This window comes from Pseudomonas brassicacearum (assembly GCF_000585995.1).
GTDB lineage: Bacteria > Pseudomonadota > Gammaproteobacteria > Pseudomonadales > Pseudomonadaceae > Aquipseudomonas > Aquipseudomonas brassicacearum_A.
The window spans coordinates 2,407,415-2,422,116 of the sequence record NZ_CP007410.1; the positions used below are offsets into that span (position 1 = coordinate 2,407,415).

Genomic DNA, 14,702 nt, shown 5'->3' on the forward strand with positions numbered 1-14,702 from the left:
CAGGCTTCGCTGCGCTTACCTGGATTTTTTGGTGTATGTCCCAATGAAAACCGTTGCAATGGTGTTGTTCCCGGATTTCTTGCTGCTCGACATGGCCGGGCCGCTTGAAGTGTTTTCCATCGCCAATCGCTATCTTGAGCCAGACCATCGTTATCAACTGCTGACCCTGGGCACCGAGCGCGGCGCGTTGCGGGCGTCCAATGGCGTGACGGTACAGGCCGATATTCATATCGACCAAGCCTGGGCGGCCTATGACGTGTTGCTGGTACCGGGCGGGCCGGGGGCCTACAACGATCAGCACCCGGGCCTGCATACCTGGCTGCGCGCGGCGGCGCAACGAGCCACGCGCTACGGCTCCATTTGCACTGGGGCCTTCGTGCTTGGCGAGGCTGGGTTGCTCGACGGTTACCGCGTCACCACTCACTGGCATTACACCGAACGCCTGATCCGCCGTTTCCCCAAGGCGCTGGTGGAAACCGACAAGATCTTTCTCCAGGACCGGCGCCTGATCACCTCCGGTGGTGTGACCGCCGGGATTGACCTGGCGCTGTCCATCGTCGCGCAAGACCACGGCCGCAAAGTGGCGCTGGACGTGGCCAAGGTGTTGTTGGTGGTGATGAAGCGCCAGGGCGGGCAGGCGCAGTTCAGCCCGCTGGTGGCGGCCGTGGCACCGCAGGAATCGGCCATTACCCGGGTGCAGAATCATGTGATGGAACATCTGGAAGAACCCTTCACCATTGAGCGTATGGCCGCGTTGGCCGCCATGAGCCCGCGGCATTTCGCCCGGGTCTTTGCCCGTGAGGTGAAGATGACGCCCATGGAGTTCCTGCAAGGCGCACGCATCGACCGGGCCCGCCAGTTGCTGGAAAGCACTGATCTGCCCCTCAAGACCGTGGCATTTCGCAGTGGCTTCGGCAGTGTGCGCCACATGCGTTTCCTGTTCAGTGAAAAGCTCGGCCTGACCCCGGTGCAGTATCGCCAGCAATTCAGTTGAACGTTGTGTGTCCGTCCAGGGCATCGCGATGTCCGTGACGCTCCCTGTGCCAGCATTGTCCTCTTGGCAGCGCCTGCCAAGATAACGGCGAACCCTCTGGAAAGGATGCGCAGGAGCCAGGGCAGACGCGTTCAGTGATAGGTAACGTGTCTGCCCGGATTGGTTATCCGGCGCTGGATCGCCCATGAACAGTTTCGTCAAACCCGATTCCGAGCCGGCGGTGGGCTTCGGTCCGTTTGCCTTTTACCGACAGCAGCGACTGGTTACGTGTGAGGGCAAGCCCCTGGCGCTGGGCGGGCGTGCCCTGGACATTCTCCAGGTACTGGTTGAGCACGCCGGCACTTTCGTCAGCAAGCAAGCGCTGATCGCGCGCGTCTGGCCCGACAGCGTCGTGGAAGACATCAACCTGCGGGTGCACATCGCGGCGTTGCGGCGGGCTTTCGGTGATGGGCGGGACGGCTGTCACTACATCCTCAATGATCCCCGCCAAGGCTATTGCTTTGCGGCCACCGTGGCCTTGGAGGTGGGTGTCGAACGGCGGGCCCCCCGATTATCCGAGCGGCATAACCTGCCCACCCGATTGAGTCCGGTGATCGGTCGCGACAAGGTGCTGGGGCGGTTATTGGCTGACGTACCCCGGCAGCCCCTGACTACCGTGACCGGTCCGGGCGGTGTCGGCAAGAGCACCGTGGTGCTGCGAGTGGCCGAGCTGTTGTTGGAGCATTTTGACGACGGGGCCTGGTTCGTTGACCTGTCCGCCGTCAGCGACGCCTCGCAGGTGTTGGCGCAGGTCGCCCGCACACTCGGCCTGCAAGGCGAGCACTTGGACCGGCAACTGGCCCCCCGTCGAATGTTGCTGGTGCTCGATGGCTGCGAACATGCGCTCGGCGCCTGCCGAGTGCTGGCTCAGGCACTGCGCTCGGCACCTGGGGTGTCGCTGTTGGTGAGCAGCCGCGAACCCTTGGGCATCACGGATGAAAGCGTTGTGCAGTTGCAGGGCTTGGCGGTGGCGTCGGCCCTTGCGCCTGGGCATCAGATAGCGGCGTGCCCGGCCGTGCAATTGTTGATCGACCTGGTTGGCGCCCGGCAGCAAGGCTTCAAGCCGGGGGAGCGCGACTGGGTCGTCCTTGCGCAGATCTGCCAGCGTTTGGACGGGTTGCCGCTGGCATTGGAACTGGCGGCAGCCCAGGTCGACGCCCTGGGCGTGGCTGGGGTGCTGGAGCAGTTGGATTATGGTTTGTCACTCTTGAGCCATGGACGACGCACGGCGGTGGCCCGCCACCGAAGCCTGGAGGCCTTGCTGGATTGGAGTTACGAGCGCTTGAGTGCTGACGAACAGAAGGTGTTCCAGCGCCTGTCGGTGTTTGATGAGCCCTTTACCCTAAAGGCGGCCATGGCGGTGATCAGTTGTGCCGAATTGGCAGTGGGGCAATTGCCTTGGTTGCTGTCACGGCTGGTGAGCCAATCACTGGTGATGGTCGAGCAGGGCGCCGACGGGGTTCACTTTCACTTGCTCCACACCACCCGCGCCTATGCCCGGGAAAAACTACGGCGCATTGGTCAGTGGCAGGTGTTCCAGCGGCATTACGTGTTGCAGGAGGCTTGGGTGCCACGCCGCTCAAGGCTCGAGACGTTGACTCAGGGTCAGGAGCAGTGCGCTGGCTTGCTGTAGGTCGGGCGTGTCGAACCCTTCGGTGAAACGTCGATAGATCGGCCCGAGCAGGTCCCGCGCGGCATGCTCCCGACCCTGGCGTTGCCATAGCCGGGCCAGGGACATGGCGCTGCGCAGTTCCCAGGCCAGGGCATTGTGGTGCCGGGCCACGGCCACGGCGTCCAGCAGTTGATCTTCGGCGCGGCCCTCAAGGGATGGGGCGTTCTGTGCCAGCAAGGTTTCGGCGCTGGCCCGAAGGACTTCCGCTGTGCACCAGCCTGCGGCACCGCTGCCGGCGCGCTCGATTTGCACCGGGCTCACGGCGTCGGCCCGCAGCGTGACAACGATGTCGTGGATCAGCCCGTTTGTGGGGCTCGCGTCCAGCGGCTGACCATCGAGTGCGCACTCGTAGTGGCAGGCCCAATCATGGAACAGCATCACCGAATGTTTCCTGGCCTGTTGCTTCAACAGTTCGAGCCTTTCCCGAGCGGTTGAATGATCGCCGTTGTAGAGGGCGATCACGCAACCGGTGACCGCCAGGGTGTAGCAGATCGAGATGCCGTGGTTGATCTGCAAGGCAATCTGCAGCGCCAGGTTGGCGGTGCGCCGGGCTTTCTCGGCAAACCCTTGCAGCCAGAGGATGCGCGCCAGAATTGTCAGCGCGGCCACGCTCTGATCGTATTGCACGCCGAAGCCATGGGTGAAGCGGCTGAGATGTCCGCTCTGGGCCAGGCGCTGGATGACCTGTTCGGCATCGCGCCGCGCCGCGCGCTGGTCGCCGCTGAAATGCAGCGCCAGCACTCGCAGGCGTTGGGTACTCAAGGAAAGGTCCGGCTCGCCATGCAGGCCCAAGCGATCGAAATCCTGGCTTTGATCCAGAGCCTCCTGGTAATTGCCGCGACTGAGATTGACGGTCATGTGCCCCGACACAGCCCGCAACTCGCCCGCCAGGTCCTGGCATTGCTGCGCCAAATGCCGGGCCTTGACGAAGGCGCGGACGGTGACGGGTGTACCGCCCTCGGTGTGGTAATTGAAACTGGCATGGGCCAGTTCCAGGGAGAGGGTCAACCTTGGGCAGGGCGAGGGGCTGGCTTGTAATAATTCCAGCGCTTTGCTGACGTAAAGCCCGTGCTCCTTGAGCAACGACAGTTCCTGCCAGAGGGGCAGGGTGCGGGCGGTCAAACGGATCGCTACCGGGTGGGACCCCTGCGGACCCAACCCCCGGTCGAGCGCTGCACGGATGTCATCGCGATAGGCCGCGTAGCGGGCGATCCATAGCCGTGTGGGTGTGTTTCCCCAGTCTTTTTCGGCCTGCTCCATCAGCGTCAGGCAACGCTCGGCGTGGCGCGTCTGGCTGGCCGCTAATTCGCCGGCCTCGGCCAGTTTTTCCAAGGCATGGCTGCGGGTGGTATCCAGCAGGCGATAGCGCACCTCTTCATCGCCGATCTCGACGTTGAGCAACGATTTGGCGACCAATTGGCTGACCGCCGCCAGCACCTGGTCGGGCTCGACATGCTGGCCGACGATCACCGCCGCAGCCGATGCCAGGTTGAAACTGCCCATGAACACCGCCAATCGCCGCAGGCAGGTCTGTTCGCAAGGGGTGAGCAGCGCGAAGCTCCAGTCCAGCGTGGCGCGCAGGGTTTGCTGGCGCGGTGCGGCGTCGCTGTCGTTATGGAGCAGGGCAACGCTGCCTTGCAGTTGACGGTGAAGTTCCTCTAGCCCGAAGCGGCCGACCTGGGCGGCGGCCAGTTCGATGGCGAGGGGGATGCCATCCAGTCGCTGGCAGATGTCGATCACCAATGGCACCAGCGGGTCGGTCAGCTCGAAGTCGTCATGGCTGGCCATCGCCCGTTCGGCAAACAGCTGCAAGGCCGGGTACTCCACGGCGGGATAACCCTCGATGGGCATCTCTCGCGGCGGGAACGCCAGGGCGTCCAGGCGCTGCACATGCTCGCCTTCGGCACGCAGGCTTTCGCGGCTGGTGGCCAGGACATGCAGGTGTGGGGCGCCGCGCAGCAAGGTTTCGCAGAGCATGGCGACGGTATCGATCAGGTGTTCGCAGTTGTCGATCACCAACAACAGATGCCGCGCCTTGAGCTGTCGGGCGATGCCGTCCAGTGAGTTGCCGTCATGCAACGGCAGGTCCAGCAGCGCACCCAGGTTGGGGGCAATCATGGCTGGATCGTTGAGTGGCGCCAGGTCCAGCAGATAAGTGCCGTCGCGGTAATGGCCGATCAACTGTTCGGCGACCCGCAGGGCGACGGTCGTCTTGCCGATGCCACCGGTGCCCACCAGCGTGATAAAGCGTTTACGCGGCAGCTGGGCCACCATCGCTTCCACCAGGGCCTGGCGGCCGATCATTCGCGTGCGTCGCAGCGGCAGGTTGTGGGCCAGTGATGGATGAGGGATGCGCGCCAGTTCTTCGAGGGGTTCGAGCGACACCGGTGCGACAAAACTGTAGCCGCGTTGCGCCACGGTGACGATATAGCGCTGGCCAGCCTGGCCATCTCCCAGGGCCTTGCGCAATGCCGCGACGTGCACCCGCAGATTGGTATCTTCCACGACGCTCTTGGGCCAGACCCGGGCGATCAGTTGCTGTTTGCTCACCACCTGCCCGGCGTGCTCGAGCAGTACCAGCAGAATCTCCACCGCCCGTCGCCCCAGGCGCAACGGTTGCCCGGCCTCCAGCACCAGGCGCTGGCGAGGATGAACCCGGTAAGGGCCGAAATGCACGGTCTGTTCGCCGGGCAGGTTGAGGTAATGGCTCATGTTGCTCTCAATGTTCTGGTCCCGGTGCAGGGCGGTACCCGAGCATATTCGTCAGGTTTTGCGTCAAGCGCAACGGTGGATGCTTTTCCCTGCCTACCTGCCCGGCACAGAACCCTGTGGTGAGGGGACTTATCCCCGTTGGGCTGCGAAGCGGCCCCCAAAACCAAAACTCCAATCAGCCTGACACCCCGAGGTGCCGGTCTTGGGGCTGCTGCGCAGCCCAGCGGGGATAAATCCCCTCGCCACAAAAGCAGTCTTCATCCGGGGTTTTAACACACCAGTCCCGAAAAAATTAACAACGTTTAACTCACGCCAATACCCCTCGTGGCCGGACCATAAAGCGATCCACCCACCTCAAGGAGTCATGTCATGAGCACCTTCATCACCCGCGATGGCACTGAGATTTACTACAAGGATTGGGGCACTGGTCAACCGGTGGTCTTCAGCCACGGCTGGCCGTTGAACTCGGACAGTTGGGAGGCGCAGATGATGTTCCTGGCGTCCAACGGTTACCGGGTGATCGCCCATGACCGACGTGGACACGGGCGTTCCAGCCAGCCCTGGGACGGCAATGACATGGACACCTACGCCGATGACTTGGCCGAGCTGATCGAGCGGCTGGATTTGAAGGACGCGGTGTTGCTCGGCTTCTCCACCGGCGGTGGCGAAGTGGCCCGCTACATCGGCCGCCATGGCGCCGCGCGGGTCGCCAAGCTCGGCCTGATCTCGGCGGTCACGCCGCTGATGGTCAGGACTGCGGCCAACCCGGGCGGCTTGCCCATCGAGGTGTTCGACGGTTTCCGCCAGGCCTCCCTGGCCGACCGTTCTCAGCTATACAAAGATGTGGCCAGCGCGTTTTTCGGCGCCAACCGTCCGGGGGCCAAGGTCTCCCAGGGCATGATCGACTGGTTCTGGATGCAGGGCATGCTCGCCGGCCACAAGAACACCTACGACTGCATCAAGGCGTTCTCCGAGACCGATCTTTCCGAAGACCTGCGCAACATCGACGTGCCGACCCTCGTGGTCCATGGCGACGACGACCAGGTGGTCCCCATCGAAACTGCTGGCATCGCCGCCGCCAAATTACTGAAGAACTCGCAGTTGCTGGTGTACCCGGGCGCGCCCCACGGCCTGACCGACACACACAAGGACCGCCTGAACGCCGACCTGCTGGCGTTCATCCGGGGCTGAAGGGGGAGGTGCGGGGCTTGCCCTGATGCTATGAGGCAAGCACAGACTTCATGTGGGAGCGGGCTTGCTCGCGAAAGCGGTGTGTCAGTCGACGAAGATGTTGAATGTCGGTGCGCCTTCGCGAGCAAGCCCGCTCCCACAGGGATTCCACCAACCCTTGGTATTCGACAGGACCAACACCCATGAACCGCAACGATTTACGCCGCCTCGACATGAACCTGCTGGTGATCTTCGAGGCACTGATGTTCGAAAAGAACCTGACCCGTGTCGCCGAAAAGCTGTTCATGGGCCAGCCGGCGGTGAGCGCGGCACTCGGGCGGCTACGGGATCTGTTCGATGATCCGCTGCTGATACGCAACGGTCGGAGCATGGAACCGACGCCCCGGGCCCTGGCGATCCTGCAAGAACTGCAACCGGCCATGGACACGATTTCCGGCGCGGTCAGCCGGGCCAAGGCCTTTGATCCGTCCACCAGTTGCGACGTGTTTCGCATCGGCCTGTCCGACGATGCCGAATTCGGCCTGTTTCCACCTTTGCTGAGCCAACTGCGCGAAGAAGCGCCGGGCATCATCGTGGTGGTACGCCGGGCCAATTTCCTGCTGATGTCATCGCTGCTGGCCAGCGGTGAAATCAGCGTCGGGGTCAGCTACACCACCGATTTGCCGGCCAATGCCAAGCGCAAGAAACTGCGAGATATCCCCTGCAAGGTCTTGCGCGGCGACAAGCGCCCGGGCCCCTTGACCCTGGACGAATACTGCGCGCGGCCCCACGCCATGGTCTCGTTCTCGGGCGATTTGAGCGGCAACATCGACCTGGACCTGGCTCGAATCGGCCGGGCCCGCAAAGTGGTGCTGGCAGTGCCGCAATTCAGCGGGCTGCGGGCCTTGCTGGCCGGTACCGAATTGATCGCCACCGTGCCCGACTACGCCGCCTGCGCGCTGGTGGAAGGTTGCGCCCTGCGTGCCGAGGATCCGCCGTTCGAAATCAATGCCGCCGAGTTGTCGATGGTCTGGAGCGGCGTGCATGACAACGACCCGGCCGAGCGCTGGCTGCGCTCGCGCATCTCTACCCACATGTCCCAACCGTTGCCGGCGGCCGCCTCGACGGACTCCGACGGAGCGCACCGATGAACCTGACAGATGAACGTCCGTTGCAGGACCTGGGCTTGTTGTTCCTGCGCTTGAGTGGCGCGCTGTTTCTGCTCTGGGTCCATGGGCTGCCGAAGCTGTTGCACTACAGCATCGAGCTGACGCGCATCGAAGACCCCTTTCACCTGGGGGCGGCGCCGACCCTGGTCCTGGCGATCTTCGCCGAGGTGCTGTGCCCGCTGCTGATCATGGCCGGTGTCCTGGTGCGCCTGGCGTGTCTGCCCATCCTGTTTCTGCTGGCGGTTGCGCTGCTGGTGGTGCACCCGCAGTGGAGCCTGGAAGAAGGGCAGTTCGGTTGGTTGCTGCTGATCATATTTACCAGCGTATTCATTGCCGGCCCCGGGCGCCTGGCGATGAACACGCGTTTTGTTGGAGTGCTTCGCCATGTCTGAATCTCAAACCATCGGCTCCCCTGCGAGCCCGGCCAAACCCGGCTTCGACGAAATCGTCACCCTGGTGGTCAAGCACCGGATCAAGGCCGGCCAGGACGCGGCCTACGAGGCCTGGTTGCGGCGCATCGTAAGTGTGGCCGGTCAGTGGCCAGGGCATCTGGGAGTGGACGTGGTCCGGGGCAAGCGGGGCGGACTATCGCTGTTCACCTGCGTGCTGCGCTTCTGTTCCACCGAGGCCATGCAACGCTGGCTGGACTCGCCCGAACGCCGTGAACTGGTGGAGGAGGCGACGCCCTTGCTGGCCGACGGCGACCAGACCGAAGTCGCGCCGCACAAGGAATTCTGGTTCGCCCCGCTGGCCGATGCTGCCACACCGCCGCCGCGTTGGAAGCAGGCCGTGGTGACGCTGCTGGTGATCCTGCCCCACACCCTGCTGGTGCCGCTGATTTGGGGGCCGTTGCTGCAGCTCAATGCGTTTCTTTCCAACTACGTGGTGGCGACGTTCCTGATCACCCTGACCATCGTGCTTTCGGTGGTGTACGTGTTCATGCCGCTGGCGACTCGATTGTTCGCCCCCTGGATGGAAGCTTCTAAGGCCCACGAACACCTGGAGCCCGAGCATCGCTGAGCGGTTATGACAAGCACTGTTGTGGCGAGGGAGCTTGCTCCCGCTCGGGTGCGTAGCAGCCGCAAAAAGCCAGGGGCCGCTTCGCAGCCCAGCGGGAGCAAGCTCCCTCGCCACACATGGACTGTATTTACTCTTGATGTGTCCGCACATCCATCGTCAAAGGTAACCCTATGAACGCCGATCTGATTCTATTCAATGGTCAATTCCATACCGTCGACCGTGAGAAGCCCCGCGCCAGCGCGGTCGCCATCAGCCAGGGACGCTTCGTCGCCGTGGGCACCGATGCCGAAGCCATGGCCCTGCGTGGCAGTGGCACCCAGGTCATCGACCTCAAGGGCCGCACCGTCATCCCCGGGCTCAACGACTCGCACTTGCACCTGATCCGTGGGGGCCTGAACTACAACCTGGAGCTGCGCTGGGAAGGCGTGCCATCCCTGGCCGATGCCTTGCGCATGCTCAAGGACCAGGCCGACCGCACGCCAACGCCACAATGGGTGCGCGTGGTAGGCGGCTGGAACGAATTCCAGTTCGCTGAAAAACGCATGCCGACCCTGGAAGAGCTGAACCAGGCCGCCCCCGATACGCCGGTGTTCGTATTGCACCTGTATGACCGCGCCTTGCTCAATCGCGCCGCGCTGCGGGTGGCCGGTTACACCCGTGACACACCGAACCCGCCGGGCGGCGAGATCGTCCGTGACAGCAAGGGCGAACCCACCGGCATGCTGGTGGCACGGCCTAACGCGATGATCCTTTATTCGACGCTGGCCAAGGGGCCGAAGCTGCCGCTCGAATACCAGGTCAACTCCACGCGCCAGTTCATGCGTGAACTCAATCGCCTGGGGCTGACCAGCGCCATCGATGCCGGCGGTGGCTTCCAGAATTATCCAGACGATTACGCAGTGATCGAGCAGTTGGCCCGGGAACAACAGTTGACGGTGCGCATCGCCTACAACCTGTTCACCCAGAAGCCCAAGGAAGAACTCAGCGACTTCAAGAACTGGACCGGCAGCGTCAAGTTGCACCAGGGCGACGACTTCCTGCGGCACAACGGCGCCGGTGAAATGCTGGTGTTCTCGGCGGCGGATTTCGAAGACTTTCTTGAGCCGCGCCCGGACCTGCCGCCTGGCATGGAGCAGGACCTGGAACCGGTGGTCCGCCACTTGGTGGAGCAGCGTTGGCCGTTCCGCCTGCATGCCACCTATGACGAGTCCATCAGCCGCATGCTCGATGTATTCGAGAAGGTCAACCGTGACATTCCGTTCAACGGCCTGCCGTGGTTCTTCGACCATGCCGAGACCATCACGCCGAAGAACATCGAGCGGGTCAGGGCGCTGGGTGGCGGCATTGCGATCCAGGATCGCATGGCGTTCCAGGGTGAATATTTCGTCGATCGCTACGGCGCCAAGGCTGCCGAAGCCACGCCGCCGATCAAGCGCATGCTGGCCGAAGGCGTGCCGGTCGGCGCCGGTACCGACGCCACGCGGGTGTCCAGCTACAACCCCTGGACCTCGTTGTACTGGATGGTCAGCGGCCGCACGGTCGGCGGCCTCTCATTGCACGAAGAAGGCCTGCCGCGCCTGACCGCGCTGGAACTGTTCACCCATGGCAGCGCCTGGTTCTCCTCGGAGCAGGGCAAGAAAGGCCAGATCAAGGTCGGCCAACTGGCGGACCTGGCAGCCCTGAGTGCGGATTTCTTCAGCGTCGAGGAAGAAGCCATCAAGTGGATCGAGTCGGTGCTGACGGTGGTCGACGGCAAGGTGGTATACGCCGCCGGTGACTTCGAAAAGCTCGGGCCAGCCAGCGTCCCGGTGCTGCCGGACTGGTCGCCGGTGGTCAAGGTCCCGGGCCACTGGCGCCCGACCTCACCGTTGCAGGCGCAGGTCCACCAGTGCAGCGGTCCTTGCACGGTGCATTCCCATAGCCATGAACGGGCGCGCCTGTCGAACGTCCCGGTCAGCGATTTCCAAGGCTTCTGGGGCGCGTTTGGCTGCTCCTGCTTTGCCTTCTGACTGATACACACAGATCTCCCCTGTGGGAGCGGGCTTGCTCGCGAATGCGGACTGACATTCAGCATTTTCGTCGACTGACACACCGCTTTCGCGAGCAAGCCCGCTCCCACCAGGGTTTTGTAACATCCATCCCAAAGGAGTCATCCCATGAGCAACGTGCCTGCGTACAACCGTCTGAACAAGGACGACGCGGTAGTCCTGCTGGTCGATCACCAGACCGGCCTGATTTCCCTGGTCCAGGACTTCTCGCCCAACGAGTTCAAGAACAACGTGTTGGCCTTGGCCGACCTGGCGAAGTTTTTCGAACTGCCTACCATCCTGACCACCAGCTTCGAAAAAGGCCCTAACGGCCCGATCGTGCCGGAGCTCAAGGAAATGTTTCCGGACGCGCCGTACATCCCACGTCCAGGCCAGATCAATGCCTGGGACAACGAAGACTTCGTCAAGGCGATCAAGGCCACCGGCCGCAAGCAACTGATCATTGCCGGCGTAGTGACCGATGTCTGCGTGGCGTTCCCGACCCTGTCGGCACTGGCTGAAGGTTTTGACGTATTCGTCGTGACCGATGCCTCGGGTACGTTCAACGAAACCGTGCAACAGGCAGCCTGGGTACGCATGACCGCTGCCGGCGCGCAAATGATGAACTGGTTCTCGGTGGCGTGTGAGCTGCACCGCGATTGGCGCAACGACATCGAAGGCCTGGGCAACCTGCTGTCCCAGCGCATTCCGAACTACCGCAACCTGATGAACAGCTACTCGGCGCTGACGGCCAAGTAAGCGATTCATGCTCAATGACGCCCGCCTCGTGCGGGCGTTTTCGTGCCTGGCATCAATTTCTCGGCAAGCTGATCCGCCGTCATCGCGAGCAAGTTCGCTCCCACACAGGTTTTGCGGTGGACAGAGGTCCCGAGAACACTCGATAACTCTGTGGGAGCGAGCTTGCTCGCGATGACGGCAGCACAGGCGACACCTTCCCAATCTGTCTTACCCAGACCACAATGCGTCATAGAACATCCTGACTGTCCACCCCCGGAATGACAATGAACCCCTTCGAAGAAATGCGCATTTTTGCCCAAGTCATGGAGTCGGGCAGTTTCACCGCTGCGGCGGACAAGCTGGGGCTTTCCAAGCAGTTCGTCAGCCGCAAGCTCATGGAACTGGAACAGCGCCTGGGGGTGCGCCTGCTCAATCGCTCGACGCGGCGGCTGGACGTTACGCCCTTGGGCCAGCGTTATTACGAGGCGGCGCTGCGTCTGCTCAGCGAAGTCGAGCAGGTGGAACAAGGCATCAGCGGCCAGACCGACGAGCCGCGCGGGACCATTCGGCTCAGCGCCCCGTTGTCCTTCGCGGTGGCGCATCTGGGTAGTCTCTTGCCGGTTTTTTTGCAGCGCTATCCGGGCGTCAGCGTGGAGGTGGACCTGAGCGACCGCTCGGTGGATCTGCTGGGGGAGGGCTATGACCTGGCGCTGCGGATCGGCGTGCTGGAGGACTCGACCCTGGTCGCCCGGCGCATTGCAACCATCGAACGGGCGTACTGCGCCAGCCCCGCGTACCTGGCGCAAAGAGGCACACCCACGCGGCCTGAAGACCTGCGCAATCATGACTGCCTGCCCTATGGTCACAGCCGTCAGGTCCAATGGCGATTCGGTGGGGCTGGCAAACCCTTGACCTTGGAGGTGGCGGGTCGCATGCGCGCCAATAACGGTGATTTGCTCAGGGACGCGGCCATCGCCGGCATGGGCATCACCTATCTGCCGACATTTATCCTGGGCGATGCCTTGAAGGATGGGCGGTTGATCAAGGTATTGGAGGGATTCGAGACTGAGCCGCTGACGCTGTCGGCGGTGTACCCGCAACATCGACAAAGCTCACGCCCGGTGCAGGCGTTGGTGGAGTTCTTGCGCGAACAGATGCAGTAAAACGCCGCAATGCATTCAGCCGTCACAGGCGGGCTGAAGCATTACGGCGTTGGGATCAGGCGGCGAGATTGGCGCTGCTCAGTTCTTTTTTGTACTGCGCTTTCATGGTTTCCATTTCTTCACCCAGGGCATCCAGTTTCGCTTTGCCCAGCAGCTTCTTCGCGTGAGGGAACATTTCCTTTTCTTCTTCTTCGATGTGGTGCTCCAGCAGTTCCTTGACCACTTTCACGCGACCGGCAAATTCTGGCTGGGAGGGGTCGGTGGTTTTCAGGTCCGGCAGCACCAGCGAGTCGACGGTGCGGTGCTCTTCCTTGGCTTCGTAATACATCTCGGCCTCATCCTTGCCACCTGCCTGCTTGAACGCTGGGTACAAAATCTCTTCCTCCAGGCGGGTGTGGATAGAAATTTCCATCTCCAATTTTGCCAACAGCTCGGTGCGTTTCTTGAGGGCGCGGTCGGTGGACTCGCTCAACTGGGTGAGAATGGCTTTGACGCGTTCATGGTCGGCTTTCAACAGATCAATGGCGTTCATAAGTAGCTCCTGGCAATTCACGGTTTACGGGTTGGCTTCAAGCGCCGACGCCGCGTATGAGGTGAATTGCATCAGCCGTGCCAGCCGAGTGGACTTAAAAAACCGTTTAAAAACAATGTGTTGTGTCAGTGTCGTTTTTCGGGTTCGTGCAAGCTGCAAGAGGGGCGAGAAAAACATCTTGCACTTTGCGTTGATGGCTAAACGCTTTCGATCAGTTGCCGGACCCGTGTGGCAGTCGCCAGGCATGACGTCAGCCCAGGCGACTCAATTCCGAACAGATTGACCAATCCCGGCACCTGATGCTCGGCTTTGCTGCTGATGAGGAAGTCGCGGGCGGGTTCGTCGGGCGCGGAAATCTTTGGCCGGATGCCGCTGTAGGCCGGTTGCAGGCTTCGCTCCGGCAGGCTGGGCCAGTAGTTGCGAATTGCCGAGTAGAAGGCTTCGGCCCGGGCCGGATCGACTTGATAGTCTTCGCCTTCGACCCATTCGATGTCAGGACCGAAACGCGCCTGGCCCGCCAGGTCCAACGTCATGTGGATGCCCAGGCCGGCGGCTTGCGGAGCGGGGTAGACCAAATGCCGAAAGGGCGCGCGCCCGCTCAGGCTGAAATAGCTGCCCTTGCACAAGTAGTCAGCGGGCACCGATTGCGGCGCCAGGCCTTCGATGCGGCGGGCGAGGGCGGGTGCCTGGAGGCCGGCGGCGTTGATCAGTTGGCGGCAGGACAAGCTCATCTGCGCCGTACCGCCCAGTTCCAACAGAAAGCCATCGACGCCGATACGCGCACTCAACAGCGGCGTGTGGAACGCTATGTTTGCGCCGGCGGCTTCGGCATCGCCCTGCAGTGCCAGCATCAAGGCGTGGGAATCGACGATACCGGTGGAAGGCGAATACAACGCGGCGACACACGCCAGGCCCGGCTCCAGGTCCAGCGCCTGTCGTTGATCGAGTAGGCGCAGGTCGTCCACGCCATTGGCCAAGCCGCGTTCCAATAAGGCTTTGAGCCCGGTCACCTGGGCCTGGTCCTTGGCGACGATCAACTTGCCGAGCCGGCGGGTCGCGACGCCGTGGCTTTCACAATAGTCGTACAGCCTGTGCCGGCCTTCGACGCACAACTGCGCCTTGAGGCTGCCCGGTGGGTAATAGATGCCGGCGTGGATGACTTCCGAGTTGCGCGAGCTGATGCCCATGCCGATGGCTTCACCGGCTTCGATCAGCAGCACTTCATGGCCGGCGCGGGCCATTTCCCGGGCTACGGCGAGCCCGACGACGCCAGCGCCCACCACCACGCATTCAATGTCGACGTTCAACCTTGTTTCTCCTCCAGGGTCTGCAAGTTGGCCGATCCCAAGGATAACCCTGCTGGGGCATTTGGACGTCATGCCGTCTGGGTAGAATCCACTTTGCCCACTGCTCAAGGCTGCTTCGAAATTGACTTGTCCGGCCATCCACAGCACTATCCGCCCATG

The 14,702-nt window shown here is 62.6% G+C and carries 12 protein-coding genes; 9 read left to right on the forward strand and 3 right to left on the reverse strand.

The features are described 5' to 3' along the window. Window positions 1-43 precede the first annotated feature (43 nt). A complete protein-coding gene (locus tag CD58_RS10520; RefSeq protein ID WP_025212968.1) occupies window positions 44-994 on the forward strand; it encodes a GlxA family transcriptional regulator in 951 nt (316 codons plus the stop codon). 184 nt (window positions 995-1,178) lie between these two features. Further along, the gene (locus tag CD58_RS10525) at window positions 1,179-2,666 is read left to right on the forward strand and encodes an ATP-binding protein (protein WP_025212969.1); all 1,488 of its coding nucleotides are present in this window, start codon (window positions 1,179-1,181) and stop codon (window positions 2,664-2,666) included. Here CD58_RS10525 and CD58_RS10530 read toward each other — a convergent pair. After that, on the reverse strand, window positions 2,613-5,417 hold the full coding sequence (locus CD58_RS10530) for an ATP-binding protein (RefSeq protein ID WP_025212970.1): 2,805 nt from the start codon (window positions 5,415-5,417) through the stop codon (window positions 2,613-2,615). The two genes, CD58_RS10525 and CD58_RS10530, sit on opposite strands and share 54 nt — an antisense overlap. Window positions 5,418-5,786: 369 nt before the next feature. Here CD58_RS10530 and CD58_RS10535 point away from each other — a divergent pair, with 369 nt between their 5' ends. From CD58_RS10535 to CD58_RS10565, 7 genes are all read left to right on the forward strand, one after another. After that, window positions 5,787-6,608 (forward strand): alpha/beta fold hydrolase, encoded by an 822-nt coding sequence (locus CD58_RS10535; protein ID WP_025212971.1) that lies wholly within the window; start codon window positions 5,787-5,789, stop codon window positions 6,606-6,608. A 182-nt stretch (window positions 6,609-6,790) separates the two neighbouring features. Beyond that, window positions 6,791-7,738 (forward strand): LysR family transcriptional regulator, encoded by a 948-nt coding sequence (locus CD58_RS10540; RefSeq protein WP_025212972.1) that lies wholly within the window; start codon window positions 6,791-6,793, stop codon window positions 7,736-7,738. Then, window positions 7,735-8,148 (forward strand): DoxX family protein, encoded by a 414-nt coding sequence (locus CD58_RS10545; protein ID WP_025212973.1) that lies wholly within the window; start codon window positions 7,735-7,737, stop codon window positions 8,146-8,148. Before CD58_RS10540 ends, CD58_RS10545 begins: the two co-directional genes overlap by 4 nt. After that, window positions 8,141-8,776, forward strand: coding sequence for an antibiotic biosynthesis monooxygenase (locus CD58_RS10550; protein WP_025212974.1), 636 nt, complete (start codon window positions 8,141-8,143; stop codon window positions 8,774-8,776). Before CD58_RS10545 ends, CD58_RS10550 begins: the two co-directional genes overlap by 8 nt. A gap of 170 nt (window positions 8,777-8,946) precedes the next feature. After that, complete coding sequence (locus CD58_RS10555; protein WP_003203401.1) at window positions 8,947-10,785, forward strand: amidohydrolase; 1,839 nt, start codon at window positions 8,947-8,949, stop codon at window positions 10,783-10,785. Window positions 10,786-10,932: 147 nt separating this feature from the next. Next, on the forward strand, window positions 10,933-11,562 hold the full coding sequence (ycaC, locus tag CD58_RS10560; RefSeq protein WP_003203400.1) for an isochorismate family cysteine hydrolase YcaC: 630 nt from the start codon (window positions 10,933-10,935) through the stop codon (window positions 11,560-11,562). A gap of 263 nt (window positions 11,563-11,825) precedes the next feature. Next, window positions 11,826-12,704: a LysR family transcriptional regulator gene (locus tag CD58_RS10565; RefSeq protein ID WP_025212975.1), complete on the forward strand. Its 879-nt coding sequence runs from the start codon at window positions 11,826-11,828 to the stop codon at window positions 12,702-12,704. Between the two features lie 55 nt (window positions 12,705-12,759). On the opposite strand, the gene CD58_RS10570 is transcribed toward CD58_RS10565, so the two are convergent. Both CD58_RS10570 and CD58_RS10575 read right to left on the reverse strand, forming a co-directional pair. Continuing rightward, complete coding sequence (locus tag CD58_RS10570) at window positions 12,760-13,236, reverse strand: hemerythrin domain-containing protein (protein WP_025212976.1); 477 nt, start codon at window positions 13,234-13,236, stop codon at window positions 12,760-12,762. Between the two features lie 197 nt (window positions 13,237-13,433). Then, a complete protein-coding gene (locus tag CD58_RS10575; RefSeq protein ID WP_025212977.1) occupies window positions 13,434-14,543 on the reverse strand; it encodes an NAD(P)/FAD-dependent oxidoreductase in 1,110 nt (369 codons plus the stop codon). Between the last annotated feature and the right edge of the window lie 159 nt (window positions 14,544-14,702).